This window comes from Sulfuriferula plumbiphila, from assembly GCF_009938015.1.
In the GTDB taxonomy this organism is placed as follows: Bacteria; Pseudomonadota; Gammaproteobacteria; order Burkholderiales; family Sulfuriferulaceae; genus Sulfuriferula; species Sulfuriferula plumbiphila.
Genome location: NZ_AP021884.1, coordinates 1,237,382 through 1,252,641 on the forward strand (window position 1 = coordinate 1,237,382; position 15,260 = coordinate 1,252,641).

Sequence of the window (15,260 nt, forward strand, 5' to 3'; positions counted from 1 at the left end):
GCCAAGCAAATTTCTGATCTGGACGAAAGGCATAGGTTACCTCAAATGCCACACGAAAAAGATCCTGCCCATGGAAAACCGCAAAGACGAATACCTGCGGTGCAGGGCGTGTGTTGGCACGCCCCGGGCTGTCAGCCAGATGGGTGCCGGCAACCAGACGGGAATAAACAGTGTCGTTTCCCGGACTCTATGTGCGATAGCGTACAGCGCGTCCCGGGAAGGAAGGACACACTGTTCAGGCAGTCCATGAAAACTGTTCGTCCAGGAGATTCGAAATGCCTGTCTCATCCAACGCAATCCAAGCAACCGTGACTGCGTGTGCTCACCCCGCTGTGCGCAATATTGACACCTGGACTCTGCTGGGGCTCGCCATGCTTGGCGTGCGACTGGTTCAAGGATGTGGTTGGCGCGTCGTGAGTTTCCGGCGAAGGATCGCATCTTGCCCATATTTGTCGTAATCGAAGGAGGCTTCAAGCATGCCTGCACGCCACCGGGAACGACATCGCACACAACGCATCGGCTGGTTACGCGCAGCGGTATTGGGTGCGAACGACGGTATCGTTTCCACAGCGAGCCTGGTGCTCGGTGTCGCTGCTGCCCATGCGACGCATGGCAGTATCCTGGTCGCCGGAGTCGCGGGCCTGGTTGCGGGTGCCATGTCGATGGCTACCGGTGAATACGTGTCTGTCCATTCACAGGCAGACACCGAACAGGCTGAACTCAAGCTGGAGCGCAAGGAACTGGAAACAGATGACCAGGGCGAGCACAAGGAGCTGACAGCAATCTACATCGGTCGCGGCCTCGATCCCGCGCTTGCGCAGCAGGTCGCGGAACAACTCATGGCACATGACGCACTCGGCGCGCATGCCCGCGACGAGCTTGGCATTTCTGCCACGCTCAGTGCGCGCCCAACGCTGGCTGCGTTGGCGTCGGCTGGCTCCTTCGCTGTTGGCGCGGTCATGCCGCTGCTGGTCGTGGCGCTCGCTCCCCATACGAGTCTGATTCCTCTTGTCTCGGGAACTTCACTGGTGTTCCTGGCGTTCCTGGGTGGGTTGGCAGCGTACGTGGGCGGCGCACGTGTGATGGCGGGCGTAATGCGTGTCACGTTCTGGGGTGCACTGGCCATGGGATTGACCGCAGGGGTCGGAGCGCTGCTCGGTACTGTGGCGTGAACACGACCAACACTCCAGGATGTCACGCAGCCTTTATATACACAGCACGCCAAGGGTAAACCGAGATGATCTACTTAAGGGCACCTCTAAAAAACGCGAAGAATTTCACGCCGCCCTTCTTTCAGGGGCAATACAACCGAGCGCGGTGTTTTTCAACCGTTCCCCGATGAAGATGTTTCCACATTGCATTGTTTATTAATGGCTATTATTTTGTACGCGGCAGGAACGATTTTTGCCTCAGACAGCAAATATGAGGTTGGCATGATCTTCACAGCAACAAGCGATGCAGCCTGGCTGCCGCAAAGATGCAATGACGGTCGCTCATCACGCCCGCGCGGCGCAGCCGGCGAGACCCCGGATCCCCCCGAAAAGAAGGAGCTTCAAAATGCAGATTGGCATGATAGGCCTGGGACGTATGGGCAGCAATATGGTGCGGCGCCTGATGCGGGGAGGGCACCCATGCGTGGTGTACAACCGCCATGGCGAAGCCGTCGAGGCACTCCGCAGCCAGGGCGCTGTCGGCACGGTTTCGCTTGAGGATTTTGTCGCCCGCCTGACCAAGCCGCGCGCGGTCTGGCTGATGGTGCCGGCGACGGTCGTGGATGAGGTGCTGGCGCAACTGGTGCCGCTGCTTGAAGCGGGCGACATCGTCATTGATGGCGGTAACTCGTATTACCGCGACGATATGCGGCGCGCGGCCGAATTGCAGCAGGCTGGGGTGCATTATGTGGATGTGGGCACCAGCGGCGGCGTTGCCGGGCTGGAACGCGGCTATTGCCTGATGATCGGCGGCGAGAAAGACATTGTCCGGTACCTTGATCCGGTGTTTGCCACGCTTGCCCCCGGCGTGGGCACGGCACCGCGCACTCCGGGCCGGCACAAGCCCGACGCCAGCGCCGAACAGGGCTACCTGCACTGCGGTCCGGTTGGTGCCGGGCACTTCGTCAAGATGGTCCACAACGGGATCGAATATGGCCTGATGGCGGCTTATGCCGAGGGCCTGAACATCCTGCGCAATGCCAACGCCGGCAAGCGCTCGCGCGACAGCGATGCCGAGACCGCGCCGATGCGCAACCCGGAGTATTACCAGTATGAGCTGGACCTGCCCGAGATCGCGGAAGTGTGGCGGCGCGGCAGCGTGGTGGCGTCCTGGCTGCTCGACCTGACCGCAGCGGCGCTGGCCGAGGATGCCGAGCTCACCGGGTTCTCGGGACGTGTATCGGATTCGGGCGAGGGGCGCTGGACGGCACTGGCCGCCATCGACGAGGGCGTGCCGGCACCGGTCCTCAGCGCGGCGCTATTCGAACGCTTTGCTTCGCGCGGCGATGCCGACTATGCCAACCGGCTCCTGTCCGCGATGCGCAAGCAGTTTGGCGGGCATGATGAGAAGAAAGAAGGGCGCTGAGATGGGCCATGCCGATAGCCGCACCACGCCGGCCGATGCGCTGGTGATCTTTGGCGTGACCGGCGACCTTGCCCACAAGATGATCTTTCCGGCGCTCTATGCGATGGCCAGGCGCGGTGTCCTCAACGTGCCGGTGGTCGGCGTCGCCGCCTCGAAATGGAGCCTGGCGCAACTGCGCAAACGGGCGACGGACAGTATCAGGCACGCCGGCAGGATCGATGACCGCGCCGCCTTCGAGCATCTTCTTTCACTGCTCCGGTATGTGGGCGGCGACTACACCGACCTGGCTACGTTCAAGGCGCTCAAGCAGGCGCTGGGCGATGCCCGGCGCCCGGCGCATTACCTCGCCATCCCGCCTGCGCTGTTCGCCACGGTGATCAAAGGGCTCGGTACTGCGGACCTGGCCGATCAGGCGCGCGTCATCGTCGAAAAACCGTTCGGACGCGACCTGGCTTCGGCGCGGGAACTCAACCGCATCGCGCTGTCGGTGTTCGCGGAAGACGCGATCTTCCGCATCGACCACTATCTCGGAAAAGAGGCGATCATGAATATCCTCTATTTCCGCTTCGCCAATTCATTCCTCGAGCCGATCTGGAACCGCAACCACGTGGCCAGTGTGCAGATCACGCTGGCCGAGGATTTCGGCGTGAACGGGCGCGGTGCATTTTACGAAAGCGCCGGTTGCCTGCGCGACGTCATCCAGAACCACCTGTTCCAGATTGCCGCGCTGCTGGCCATGGAGCCGCCCGCTTATCAGGGCTATGGCGCCGTGCACAGCGAGAAAGCCAAGGTGTTCCAGGCGATGCGCCCGCTGCACCCGGACGACGTGGTGCGCGGCCAGTACGCCGGTTACCGCAAAGAGCCGGGCGTGGCGAAGGACTCGGACGTCGAGACGTTCTGCGCCCTGCGGCTGTTCATCGACTCGTGGCGCTGGGAAGGGGTGCCGTGGTACCTGCGTTCCGGTAAATGCCTGGCTGCAACGGCGGCCGAGGTCCTGGTAGAACTGAAACCGCCACCGCAGAGGCTGTTCGACGATTCAGCGCCGCTGGCCGGGCGCGCCAATTACCTGCGCTTCCGGCTCTCGCCCAACTCCGCCGTCGCCCTCGCCGCGCGCGTCAAGCGCGCAGGCAAGGAGTTCGTCGGCGACCAGCGCGAGCTCTATCTGCTGGATGCACAGCCGGGAGAGGAAACACCCTACGAGCGGCTGCTGGGCGACGCCATGGCCGGCGACGGGGCGCTGTTCACCCGTGAGGATGCGGTTGAGGCCGCCTGGGCGGTGGTCGATCCCGTCCTTGACACACACCACCGGGCGCACCGCTACAAGCCCGGCAGCTGGGGGCCGAAACAGGCTGACGCGCTCATTGCGGCACACGGTAGCTGGCACAACCCGATACCGGTGAAGGCGGCAAAATGACAGCGGCGAACGAAGTGGTGTTCCTGCTGGACGTGGACAATACCCTGCTCGATAACGATCGCATCGTAGCCGACCTGGGCAGCCATCTTGCGCATGAGTTTGGTGAACCGAGCCGGAATCGATACTGGGAAATTTTCGAAGCGCTGCGCGTTGAACTCGGCTATGCGGACTACCTTGGCGCGTTGCAACGCTACCGTTTGGGCGCCATGAATGATCCGCGCTTGCTGATGATGTCTTCATTTCTGGTGGACTATGCGTTTGCAGAGCGCTTGTATCCTGGCGCGCTCGACGTCATCGCACATCTGCGCCGTTGGGGAGCAACGGTGATTCTGTCGGATGGCGACGTGGTGTTCCAGCCGCGCAAGACACAGCGATCGGGATTGTGGGACGCGGTCGAGGGCCGGGTGCTGATTTACCTGCACAAAGAGAAAATGCTCGATGACATCGAGCAGCGTTACCCGGCTCGCCATTACGTCATGGTGGACGACAAGCTGCGCATTCTGGCGGCGATGAAAAAGGTCTGGGGAGATCGTCTGACAACCGTCTTCCCGCGCCAGGGACACTACGCGCTCGACCCCGGGAATAGCGCCGCCTATCCGCCCGCTGACATCACGATTGAGCGTATCGGCGGCCTGATCAATTACGATTTTTCCGCCTTGCCCGGCCCCCCCCAGGCCGGCTGCACGCTATAGGAGATACCATGAAAGCCACACAACAACTGCACCATCTCGGGCAAAGCCTCTGGCTCGACAACATCACGCGCGGGCTGCTGACGAGCGGCACACTGGGCCGCTATATCAGCGAGCTTTCCGTAACCGGGCTGACCTCCAACCCGACGATCTTCGATCAGGCCATCGGGAATGCCGGCTTCTACGACGCCGCCATCCGCCACAAAGCGCTGGCCGGCAAGTCGGGCGAAGCACTCTTTTTAGAACTGGCGCTGGAGGACCTGACCCAGGCCGCCGATCTGTTGCGTCCGGTCCACGACGCCACCGGTGGCGTTGACGGCTGGGTATCGCTGGAGGTTTCGCCGTTGCTGGCGGACGACACGGTCGGCACGATTCAGGCGGCAGTGCAACTGCATGCACAGGCGCAACGTCCGAACCTTTTCATCAAGATACCCGGCACCCGTGCAGGCATTGCTGCGATCGAGGAGACGATCTTCGCCGGCGTGCCGGTGAATGTGACCTTGCTGTTCTCGCGCGAGCACTACATCGCCGCAGCCGAGGCGTATATGCGCGGTCTCGAACGGCGCATCGCTGCCGGCCTCGATGCCAGGGTCGCTTCCGTGGCCTCGATTTTCGTCAGCCGCTGGGACGTCGCCATCCAGGACAGGGTTCCGGACGCGCTGCGCAACCGCCTCGGCATTGCCATCGCCATGCGCACCTACCAAGCCTATTGCGATCTGCTGGCCGCGCCGCGCTGGCAAAAATTGGCCGACGCCGGCGCCCGGCCGCAACGCCTGCTGTGGGCCAGCACCGGTACAAAAGACCCCGGCGCCTCGGACACGCTTTATGTTGAGGCGCTGGCGGCGCCGGATACCATCAACACCCTCCCCGAAAAGACGCTGCTCGCCTTTGCCGAGCATGGCAAAGTGAAAGGTGTCTTGCCGCCTGACGGCGGTGATGCCGAAGCGCTGCTCGCCGAGTTTGCGCGCGCCGGGGTCGACGATGCAGCGCTCGCCAGCCAACTCCAGCGCGAGGGTACCCGGTCTTTCACCCAATCCTGGCGCGACCTGATGGAGCGCATTGCGTCAAAAAGCGCCGCGCTGACGCAGACCCGCCCAGATGGAGCCAAGCCATGACAGCCGCAGCGCAACTCGACCAGCTGTGCATCAATACCCTGCGCACGCTTTCCATCGACGCCGTGCAGCAGGCGCAGTCCGGGCATCCCGGTACGCCCATGGACGCCGCGCCGACGGCCTACTGTCTGTGGCAGCGTTTTCTGCGTTACGACCCGCAGAATCCCGACTGGCCGAACCGCGATCGCTTCGTGCTGTCGTCCGGTCACGCCTCGATGCTGCTGTATGGCCTGCTTTACCTGTGCGGGGTCAAGGCACTGAGCCCAAGCTATGAACAGGCCGGCGGTGTGGCGGTGACGCTCGACGATATCAAGCGCTTTCGCCAGGCCGGCAGCCGCTGTACCGGCCATCCCGAGTATGGCTGGACCTCTGGCGTGGAGACCACCACCGGGCCGCTTGGGCAAGGTGTGGCGACGAGCGTCGGCATGGCCATCGCGGAACGCTGGCTGGCGGCTACCTACAACCGTCCCGGCTACGATCTGTTCGAGCATAGGGTGTATGCCCTGTGCGGCGACGGCGACATGATGGAAGGGATCAGCAGCGAGGCCGCGTCACTGGCCGGCCACCTCCAGCTTGCCAAGCTGTGCTGGATCTACGACGACAACCACATCAGCATCGAGGGTTCGACCCGCATCGCATTCACCGAGGATGTGGCGGTGCGCTTTCTCGGCTACGGCTGGAATGTCACGCGCGTCGCCGATGCCAACGACCTGGAGCAGTTGACGCGCGCCTACAACACTTTTCTCGACACCCATGATCGTCCCACCCTGATTATCGTGCAGAGTCACATCGGCTACGGCGCACCGCACAAACAGGACAGCAAGGAAGCGCACGGCGAGCCGCTCGGCGCGGAAGAGGTGCGGCTGGCGAAGGAATTCTACGGCTGGGATCCTGACACCCGGTTCCATGTGCCGGACGGCGTTCCAGAATATTTCCAGGAGCAGATTGGCCGCCGCGGCGCCAAGCTTCGCGCAGCCTGGGAGCAACTGTTCGCGGCCTATCGCAAGCAGTACCCGGATCTCGCGGAGCAGATCGATCGCATGCAGCGTCGTGACTTGCCCGCAGGCTGGGACAGCGCGCTGCCGGTGTTTCCGGCCGATGCGAAGGGCATGGCGACGCGCGATGCGTCGGGCAAAGTGCTCAACGCCATCGCCGCAAAGATGCCGTGGCTGCTGGGCGGCGCGGCAGACCTGGCACCGTCAACCAAAACCCGCTTGAGCTTCGAGTTTGCCGGCGATTTTCAGGCGCCGGGTGAGACGGGCGACTACCGCGGACGCAATTTCCACTACGGCGTGCGCGAGCACGCGATGTGCGCCATCACCAATGGGCTGAGCCTGTCGAATCTGCGGCCCTATGCCGCGAGTTTTCTGGTTTTTACCGACTACTGCCGCGGCGCGCTGAGGCTGGCCGCAATGATGGAGATTCCGGTCATCACCATCTGGACGCACGATTCGATCAGCATGGGCGAGGACGGGCCCACCCACCAGCCGGTCGAACACCTCGCGTCGTTGCGCGCGATGCCCGGCATGCTGGTATTGCGCCCGGCGGATGCCAACGAAGTGGTGGAAGCGTGGCGCGTGATCATGCAGCTCAAGGATCGCCCTGTCTGCCTGGTGTTGACGCGGCAGGCGCTGGCGACGCTGGACCGCACCTGCTATGCGCCGGCCAGCGGCGTGGCACGCGGCGCCTACGTGCTCGCCGGCGCCCCGGATCACAAGCCGGATGTGCTTCTGCTGGCGACCGGCAGCGAAGTCGCGCTGTGCATTGCGGCTTATGAGCAACTGAAGCTGGAGGGAATCAACGCACGCGTGGTAAGCATGCCGTCGTGGGAACTGTTCGAGAGCCAGGGCCGGGACTATCGCGACAGCGTGCTGCCGCCCGAGATAACCGCGCGCGTCGCCGTGGAAGCGGCGTCCAGCTTCGGCTGGGAACGCTATACCGGCTTCGGTGGAAGCATCCTTGGCCTGGATAGCTTCGGATTGTCTGCGCCGATGAAGGTCGTTGCGCAGCACTTCGGGTTCGAACCCGCGCACGTTGCCGCCGCAGCCAGGGAACAAGTTGCGCGCCACGCTTTGAAGAAGTGAGCCGGGGTTGCCCGGGTGCGGGCGCCACGCTTTCGGCCACCGGGCTGCTGCTCGGGTGGTGTTGGTCCATAGTTGACCGGCAATGCACGCTTTTCCGCTTTACGTACGCCAGCGTACATACAGCATTCCATGCGCAGGGGACAATTTCCACAGTGATTGAAGGCGCATAAACAGATCGAAGCGCCGATATGAGGCCTGGTGATTCTGACTGCAGCATTACGATTGGCGGCACAGAGGCAGTGCAGAAATTTCCTCATTACTTTACTGGAGATAGCGATATGCAGGCGTTCGATTTGATTGTGATCGGAAGCGGGACAGCTGGATCTGTTGTCGCCCTGACGTGCCGCTCAGCGGGCTGGACTGTGGCCGTGGTCGATTCGCTTCCGTTTGGTGGAACCTGCGCATTGCGCGGCTGTGATCCCAAGAAAGTGCTCGTGGGTGTCGCCGACTTGCTCGATTGGTCGCGCAGGATGGCAGACAAACGCACTGTCAAAGGCGATCTGGAGATCGATTGGCCCGAGCTGATGCGGTTCAAACGCTCATTCACAGACCCGGTTCCCAAACATAAGGAACAGTCATTCGAGCAGGCGGGAATCAAGCGTTTTCATGGAAAAGCAAAATTCATTGACCGTACTGCAGTAGAGGTCCAGGGTGAGCGCTTGGAGGCTCGGTATTTTCTCATTGGCACCGGCGCAACGCCCGCAAATCTGAACATTCAAGGCCAGGAGTATCTCATCGACAGCACCGAGTTTCTGGAGCTCGAGCAATTGCCGAAGGAAATAGTCTTTGTAGGCGGGGGGTTCATCGCCATGGAGTTTGCCCATGTTGCGGCGCGTGCCGGATCGAAGGTCACCGTGCTGCACCGGGGAGCTCGCATTCTCGAAGGTTTCGACCCGGATCTCGTATCCAGTCTGGCTGCCGCAACCACCGCGCTAGGGGTAACTATTCATACAGAAACCTCAGTCGAGGCAATTGAAAAAACAGCCAATGGCCGGTTTGCCGTCGTTACAAAACAACATGGAGCAAGCGTCACCTTCGAAGGTGACCTGGTGGTACATGGGGCAGGACGGATACCGAATCTGGATGATCTTGAATTGGATGCGGCGGGCGTAACCAGAGAAAAGCGCGGTGTAGTGGTTAATGAATATCTGCAAAGTCCTTCTAATCCTGCAGTCTATGCGGGTGGCGACGTCGCCTCTACCGATGGACTGCCGCTAACGCCGGTTGCGGGATACGACGGCAAGCTTATCGCGGCCAATATGCTCAAGGGTAATCATCTGCAAGCTGAGTATCACCTGATCCCGAGTGTGGTGTTTACCATTCCGCCGCTTGCTTCTGTCGGTTTGTCCGAACAGGCGGCTAACCGGAAGGGGCTGCATTTTCGTAGAAATTATTCGGAAATCGGCGACTGGTATGCTTCTCGCCGCGTCGCAGAAAAGACCGCTGCGTTCAAAGTGCTGATCGAAGAGGGGACGGAGCGTATTCTGGGTGCGCATTTGCTCGGCCCGGCAGCTGAAGAAACCATCAATCTGTTCACGCTGGCGATGCGCTTCGATATCACTGCCGAACAACTTAAACAGGTTCTGTTCGTCTACCCGACCCACGCATCCGACATGGAATATATGCTTTGAAAGGGTGCCCACCGGCAGTGGCCCTGGCCGGACTTGAAGGAGCAACATAACGATGACCAGAACTTCTGTCGCACCTCGCGAGCCTACGTCATTACAGGCGCATCACGAAATGCTGAGACGCTACGTCGAGGTGCGCACTAACACCTTGAAACTCGCGGCACCACTGAGCCCCGAGGACCAGATGGTCCAGTCCATGCCCGATGCCAGCCCCACCAAATGGCATCTGGCACATACAACGTGGTTCTTTGAGACATTCATTTTATCGCCGCATGTGCGCGACTACGTCCCCTTCGATGCGCGCTACAAATTCCTGTTCAACTCTTATTACAAGCAACTTGGCGGTCATCCCGATCGCGCCATCCGCGGCGCTTTCTCACGTCCTGAACTGTATGCGGTTCTCCGTTATCGCAACCATGTCGACAATTGCATTCAGACGCTATTTGACCGCGAAGTTTCCGTTGAGCTTTTGCGATTGCTTGAGCTGGGGCTGAATCACGAGCAGCAACACCAGGAGCTGATCATCACCGATATCAAGCATGCGTTCTGGACCAATCCCCTGCGGCCCAGCTACCAGCCAGGTCAAATCAAGGCTTTTGGACCGGCCTCGCAGCCATTGTCGTGGATTGCTTTCGACGAAGGTATCCATGAAGCCGGGCATGACGGCTGTGGCTTCGCGTTCGATAACGAATTGCCGCGCCATCGCACGTGCATCAAACCGTTCCGCTTCGCTTCGCGCCTGGTTACCAATGCCGAGTACCTGGAGTTCATGGCCGATGGCGGTTACCTGCGTCCGGAACTGTGGCTGTCCGATGCCTGGGATCATGTCAATGCAAACGGCTGCGCGGCACCGCTCTATTGGGAGCGGGAAGGTGATGCATGGTATGTGTTCACCTGCCGGGGCAGCTTGCCATTGAATCCGAACGAGCCGGTATGTCACGTCAGTTTCCACGAGGCCGACGCCTTCGCACGTTGGGCAGGTGCCCGGCTACCGACAGAGTTTGAATGGGAAGTCGCAGCCGGCTCAGTTGAAATACGCGGAAACCTGCTTGAGAGCGGAGCGTATCATCCTGCCCGGCTCGCCCCGATACGAATCTGCAGCAAATTTTCGGGGATGTGTGGGAGTGGACCGCGAGCCCGCATGGCGCTTATCCAGGTTATCGTCCGCCAGCCGGTCCGATAGGGGAATACAACGGCAAGTTCATGTGTAACCAGATGGTGTTGCGCGGTGGTTCCTGCGCCACGCCTGCGTCGCACATACGTACGTCCTATCGCAATTTCTTCCCGCCGCTGGCGCGCTGGCAGTTTTCCGGAATCAGGCTGGCCGATGATTGCATTTGAACCGGGCCGCCTATCCGGAATCGCAGCTGACGTGCTGGAAGCACCCTCGCGCGTGTCCAGAGCGCTGCCCCTCTCGCTTCTGCTGGTACCGAATGAGCAGTGCAAATAATAGGTACCCTAATGTGGAAATGAAAACAAGTCCATTGGCGGGCAAGCTGGCCCAGCCGACGATGCTGGTCAACGTGCCCAGACTCATCACGGCCTACTATAGCAACCTGCCTGACACTTCGGTGCCCGGACAAAGGGTCGCATTTGGCACCTCGGGGCATCGTGGTTGCGCGTTCGAAAATAGCTTCAACGAATGGCATGTCCTTGCCATCAGCCAGGCCATCTGTCAGTACCGCAAGCAGCAGGGCATCGATGGCCCGCTGTTTCTGGGGATTGACACGCACGCGCTTTCCGTGCCGGCGTTTGCCAGTGCGCTCGAAGTGCTGGCGGCCAACGGTGTGGAAGTCATGCTCGCGGATAAGGACGAATACACGCCCACTCCGGTGATTTCTCACGCGATACTCACTTACAACCGCGGGCGCGATAAAGGACTGGCGGACGGCATTGTCATCACGCCTTCACACAATCCACCCGATAATGGCGGCTTCAAGTACAACCCGCCCAACGGCGGACCGGCGGGTAACGACGTCACAGGATGGATCGAAGCCAAGGCTAATGCGTTCCTGGAAAGCGGTCTGCAGGGCGTGAAAAGAATTTCTTTCGAACAGGCCCGGTGCGCCGCTACCACGCACCGGCATGACTTTCTCAATGCTTACGTAAGCGATCTCGGCAGCGTGCTCGATATGGATGCGATTCGTGGCGCGAACATCAGCATGGGCGTGGATCCGCTGGGTGGCGCCGGGGTGCACTATTGGGGCCCGATTGCCGAGCGCTATGGTTTGAATCTCACGGTCGTGAACGAAGCCGTCGATCCGACCTTCCGGTTCATGACGGTCGATTGGGACGGTCAGATTCGCATGGATCCGTCCTCGTCCTACGCAATGCAGCGCCTGATCGACCTCAAGGATCGCTTCGACATCGCCTTCGCCTGCGACACCGACCATGATCGGCATGGGATCGTCACCCGAAGCGCAGGGCTGCTGTCGCCCAACCATTACCTTTCGGTCGCCATTTTCTACCTGTTCCAGCATCGACCGAAGTGGCGCAAGGATGCGGCGGTTGGCAAGACGGTAGTCAGCAGCCAGATGATCGACCGCGTCACGGCGAAGCTCGGCCGCAGGCTCTGCGAGGTGCCGGTCGGTTTCAAGTGGTTTGTGGATGGCCTGCTCGACGGCTCGCTTGGCTTCGGCGGCGAAGAGAGTGCGGGTGCCACTTTTACCCGCCTGGATGGCAGCGTCTGGACGACAGATAAAGACGGCATAGTCCCGGCTTTGCTATCGGCGGAGATTACCGCGCGCATGGGACGCGATCCCGGCGAAATCTACCGTGAGCTGGCGCGCGAGTTCGGCGAGCCTGTTTACGATCGTGTCGAGGCGCCGGCGACCGCGCAGCAAAAACACATGCTGGCGCAGCTCTCGCCACAGCAGGTACTGTCTGCAGAACTGGCCGGTGAAAAAATCCACAGCATCCTCACCCAGGCGCCTGGCAACGGCGCAGCCATCGGCGGGTTGAAGGTGGTGGCAGAGAGCGGCTGGTTTGCGGCGCGTCCGTCCGGCACCGAAGACATCTACAAGATCTATGCTGAAAGCTTTCGTGGAGAGGATCATCTGCGCCGCATCCTGGCGGAAGCGCAGACCATCGTCGCTGCTGCATTGGCGGCGTCACCGCAGCAACCGGGGACTGCGTCCGGGACAAATTTGAAGGAGGGGCCATGAGCGAACAAACACGGGCCGGCCATTCGAAGACGCGTCTTTTATCCAAAGACATAGAGGGATTCGATTCCCTGGCCGAGCTTGCCCTGGATATGCGTTCGTCGTGGAGTCATGGCGCTGACGACGTGTGGCGGCAGCTTGACCCGGCGCTCTGGGATCTGACCCAGAATCCCTGGGTCGTCTTGCAGACGGTGTCACGGGAGAAACTCCAGCGTGATTTAGCCGATCCCGCTTTCCGCAAAAACGTTGACGATCTGGTGCAGGCCAGGCGCGAAGCGGCGGAGGTGCCGGCGTGGTTTCAGCAGGTCCACCCGCAATCGCAGCTGAGCTGTGTTGCGTATTTCAGTATGGAATTCATGTTGAGCGAAGCATTGCCCATTTACTCGGGCGGACTGGGCAACGTGGCCGGCGATCAACTCAAGGCCGCCAGCGATTTGGGCGTTCCGGTGATCGGCGTGGGGCTGCTCTACCAGCAAGGCTATTTTCGCCAGGTGATCGACCAGGGTGGCGCGCAACAGGCCCTTTACCCGTATAACGACCCCGGACAGTTGCCGATCACCCCGTTGCGTAAACCGGATGGGGAGTGGTTGCGCTTGGAGGTCGCGTTACCCGGTTACTCGGTCTGGCTGCGCGCCTGGCAGGTTCAGGTCGGTCGTGTAAAGCTGTACCTGCTGGACAGCAATGACGCAGCGAATTATCCCGCGCATCGAGGCATTACCAGCGAGCTATACGGAGGCGGGCCGGAGTTGCGCCTGAAACAGGAAATGCTGCTCGGGATTGGCGGATGGCGGCTGCTCGCGGCACTCGGCATCCAGCCGGAAGTCTGCCACCTGAATGAAGGACATGCGGCCTTCGCGGTGCTGGAACGCGCGCGAAGTTTCATGCAGGAAACCGGCCGGACCTTCGAGGCTGCGCTGGCCGTCACCCGGGCGGGCAACCTGTTCACCACGCACACGGCGGTGGCTGCCGGTTTTGATCGTTTTGCTCCGGCGCTGATCGAGCAATACCTCGCTGGTTATGCACGCACGCAGCTCGGTATAAGCTGCCACGATTTGCTGGCCTTGGGCCGCCAGAACCCGAACGACGCGTCGGAACCTTTCAACATGGCCTATCTGGCGATTCGCGGGAGCGGGGCGGTGAATGGCGTGAGCCGTCTGCATGGAAAAGTGAGCCGGCACCTGTTTGAGCCGCTTTTTCCACGCTGGCCGGCGGAGGAAGTGCCGGTCGGACACGTGACCAACGGCGTTCATATGCGGAGCTGGGATTCGGCAGCAGCGGACGATCTTTGGACGGAGGCCTGTGGAAAAGATCGCTGGCTGGGTGCAACAGAAACCCTGGAGCAAGACATTCGCCGCATCTCCGACGCCAGGCTCTGGCAATTCCGCAGTGCCGCCCGCATGTCGCTTGTTGAATACGCCCGCGAACGATTGTCCCGGCAACTGGCTGCATCCAGCGCATCGCCCGAGGCGGCCGATGGTGCGAAGCATCTGTTTGACGGCAATACGTTGACACTGGGTTTTGCACGCCGTTTTGCCAGCTACAAGAGACCGAATCTGCTGCTCCACGACCCTGAGCGGCTGCTGCGCCTGCTGACTGATCGGCAACGCCCGGTACAGCTCATCATGGCCGGCAAGGCCCATCCCGCAGACCTGGCGGGGCAGGCCCTGATCCAGCAATGGATGCATTTCATCCGGCGGCCCGAGGCACGCCCGCATGTGGTCTTCCTCAGTGACTACGACATGCATTTGACCGGGCGGTTGGTGCAGGGAGTGGATGTCTGGCTCAATACCCCGCGCCGCCCCTGGGAAGCGTGTGGAACCAGCGGCATGAAAGTACTGGTCAATGGCGGCATCAACCTGTCCGAACTGGACGGCTGGTGGGCGGAAGCCTACACGCCGGAAGTGGGGTGGGCGCTGGGGGATGGCCAGGAACATGATAACGATCCCGCTTGGGACGCCAGCGAAGCCGCAACCCTCTATGACCTGCTCGAACGCGAGGTGATCCCGGAGTTCTATACGCGTGATGAACAAGGTATTCCCAGCGCCTGGGTGACCCGGATGCGGGAAAGCATGGCGCGGTTGACGCCGCGCTTTTCCACCAACCGCGCGGTGCGCGAATACACCGAGCAATACTACTTCCCGGCGGCCTCAGCCTACCGTGAGCGGGCTGCCAATCAAGGCGCAATCGGCGTGGATATGGTTAATTGGCGGCGCGCGCTGGACCAGAAATGGGCTGCGCTACGCTTCGGCGAAGTGAAGGTGGAAACCGACGGCGAGCAGCACCTATTTGAGGTTCACATGTATCTCGATGACCTCGACCCGGCGGCAGTGCGGGTCGAGCTTTATGCCAATGGCGTTAACGGTACCGCGCCGGAGCGGGTGGAGATGAAGCGCGTGCGGCAACTGGTGGGCGCAACCAACGGCTACGCCTATCGCGCAGGGGTGCCTGCCAGCCGCCCGGCGACGGACTATACGGCGCGACTCATAGCGCACCACGATGATGCGGCGGTTCCTCTGGAAGAAACCCATATCCTGTGGCAGCGGTGATTTGGTTTTGAAAGGTACAGGAACGAGCCAGCAGATCCGGTGCACGCGA

At 61.3% G+C, this 15,260-nt stretch carries 11 protein-coding genes; all 11 read left to right on the forward strand.

Features of this window, described 5'->3' with window-relative positions; all coding sequences use genetic code 11:
- The first annotated feature begins 476 nt into the window (after positions 1–476).
- The 11 genes from GZH91_RS06575 to glgP all read left to right on the forward strand — a co-directional run bounded on the left by GZH91_RS06575 (position 477) and on the right by glgP (position 15,211).
- The gene (locus tag GZH91_RS06575) at positions 477–1,172 is read left to right on the forward strand and encodes a VIT1/CCC1 transporter family protein (RefSeq protein ID WP_147070319.1); all 696 of its coding nucleotides are present in this window, start codon (positions 477–479) and stop codon (positions 1,170–1,172) included.
- Positions 1,173–1,557: 385 nt separating this feature from the next.
- Entirely contained in the window at positions 1,558–2,577 is a 1,020-nt protein-coding gene (gene gnd / locus GZH91_RS06580) for a phosphogluconate dehydrogenase (NAD(+)-dependent, decarboxylating) (protein ID WP_147070317.1), read from the forward strand.
- Positions 2,552–3,991 carry a glucose-6-phosphate dehydrogenase gene (gene zwf, locus GZH91_RS06585; RefSeq protein WP_223264462.1) on the forward strand — a complete coding sequence of 480 codons (1,440 nt, stop codon included), beginning with the start codon at positions 2,552–2,554 and terminating at the stop codon, positions 3,989–3,991. Before gnd ends, zwf begins: the two co-directional genes overlap by 26 nt.
- The gene (locus GZH91_RS06590; protein ID WP_147070315.1) at positions 3,988–4,683 is read left to right on the forward strand and encodes an HAD family hydrolase; all 696 of its coding nucleotides are present in this window, start codon (positions 3,988–3,990) and stop codon (positions 4,681–4,683) included. Before zwf ends, GZH91_RS06590 begins: the two co-directional genes overlap by 4 nt.
- Before the next feature lie 8 nt (positions 4,684–4,691).
- Positions 4,692–5,795, forward strand: coding sequence for a transaldolase (gene tal / locus GZH91_RS06595; RefSeq protein WP_147070313.1), 1,104 nt, complete (start codon positions 4,692–4,694; stop codon positions 5,793–5,795).
- The gene (gene tkt / locus GZH91_RS06600; protein WP_147070311.1) at positions 5,792–7,876 is read left to right on the forward strand and encodes a transketolase; all 2,085 of its coding nucleotides are present in this window, start codon (positions 5,792–5,794) and stop codon (positions 7,874–7,876) included. The genes tal and tkt overlap by 4 nt, the downstream gene beginning before the upstream one ends.
- A 278-nt stretch (positions 7,877–8,154) precedes the next feature.
- Positions 8,155–9,507 carry a dihydrolipoyl dehydrogenase family protein gene (locus tag GZH91_RS06605; protein ID WP_147070309.1) on the forward strand — a complete coding sequence of 451 codons (1,353 nt, stop codon included), beginning with the start codon at positions 8,155–8,157 and terminating at the stop codon, positions 9,505–9,507.
- 109 nt (positions 9,508–9,616) lie between these two features.
- A complete protein-coding gene (gene egtB, locus GZH91_RS06610; protein WP_223264461.1) occupies positions 9,617–10,687 on the forward strand; it encodes an ergothioneine biosynthesis protein EgtB in 1,071 nt (356 codons plus the stop codon).
- The gene (locus GZH91_RS18005) at positions 10,621–10,845 is read left to right on the forward strand and encodes an SUMF1/EgtB/PvdO family nonheme iron enzyme (protein ID WP_232522222.1); all 225 of its coding nucleotides are present in this window, start codon (positions 10,621–10,623) and stop codon (positions 10,843–10,845) included. Before egtB ends, GZH91_RS18005 begins: the two co-directional genes overlap by 67 nt.
- 128 nt (positions 10,846–10,973) lie before the next feature.
- Complete coding sequence (gene pgm / locus GZH91_RS06615; RefSeq protein WP_147070307.1) at positions 10,974–12,668, forward strand: phosphoglucomutase (alpha-D-glucose-1,6-bisphosphate-dependent); 1,695 nt, start codon at positions 10,974–10,976, stop codon at positions 12,666–12,668.
- The gene (gene glgP, locus GZH91_RS06620; RefSeq protein WP_147070305.1) at positions 12,665–15,211 is read left to right on the forward strand and encodes an alpha-glucan family phosphorylase; all 2,547 of its coding nucleotides are present in this window, start codon (positions 12,665–12,667) and stop codon (positions 15,209–15,211) included. Before pgm ends, glgP begins: the two co-directional genes overlap by 4 nt.
- Positions 15,212–15,260: the final 49 nt, after the last annotated feature.

Bases quoted from the DNA above. Each gene is read 5' to 3' on its own strand.
- GZH91_RS06575 (WP_147070319.1), top strand. From the start codon at position 477: ATGCCTGCACGCCACCGGGAACGACATCGCACACAACGCATCGGCTGG.
- gnd (WP_147070317.1), top strand. From the start codon at position 1,558: ATGCAGATTGGCATGATAGGCCTGGGACGTATGGGCAGCAATATGGTG.
- zwf (WP_223264462.1), top strand. From the start codon at position 2,552: ATGATGAGAAGAAAGAAGGGCGCTGAGATGGGCCATGCCGATAGCCGC.
- GZH91_RS06590 (WP_147070315.1), top strand. From the start codon at position 3,988: ATGACAGCGGCGAACGAAGTGGTGTTCCTGCTGGACGTGGACAATACC.
- tal (WP_147070313.1), top strand. From the start codon at position 4,692: ATGAAAGCCACACAACAACTGCACCATCTCGGGCAAAGCCTCTGGCTC.
- tkt (WP_147070311.1), top strand. From the start codon at position 5,792: ATGACAGCCGCAGCGCAACTCGACCAGCTGTGCATCAATACCCTGCGC.
- GZH91_RS06605 (WP_147070309.1), top strand. From the start codon at position 8,155: ATGCAGGCGTTCGATTTGATTGTGATCGGAAGCGGGACAGCTGGATCT.
- egtB (WP_223264461.1), top strand. From the start codon at position 9,617: ATGCTGAGACGCTACGTCGAGGTGCGCACTAACACCTTGAAACTCGCG.
- pgm (WP_147070307.1), top strand. From the start codon at position 10,974: ATGAAAACAAGTCCATTGGCGGGCAAGCTGGCCCAGCCGACGATGCTG.
- glgP (WP_147070305.1), top strand. From the start codon at position 12,665: ATGAGCGAACAAACACGGGCCGGCCATTCGAAGACGCGTCTTTTATCC.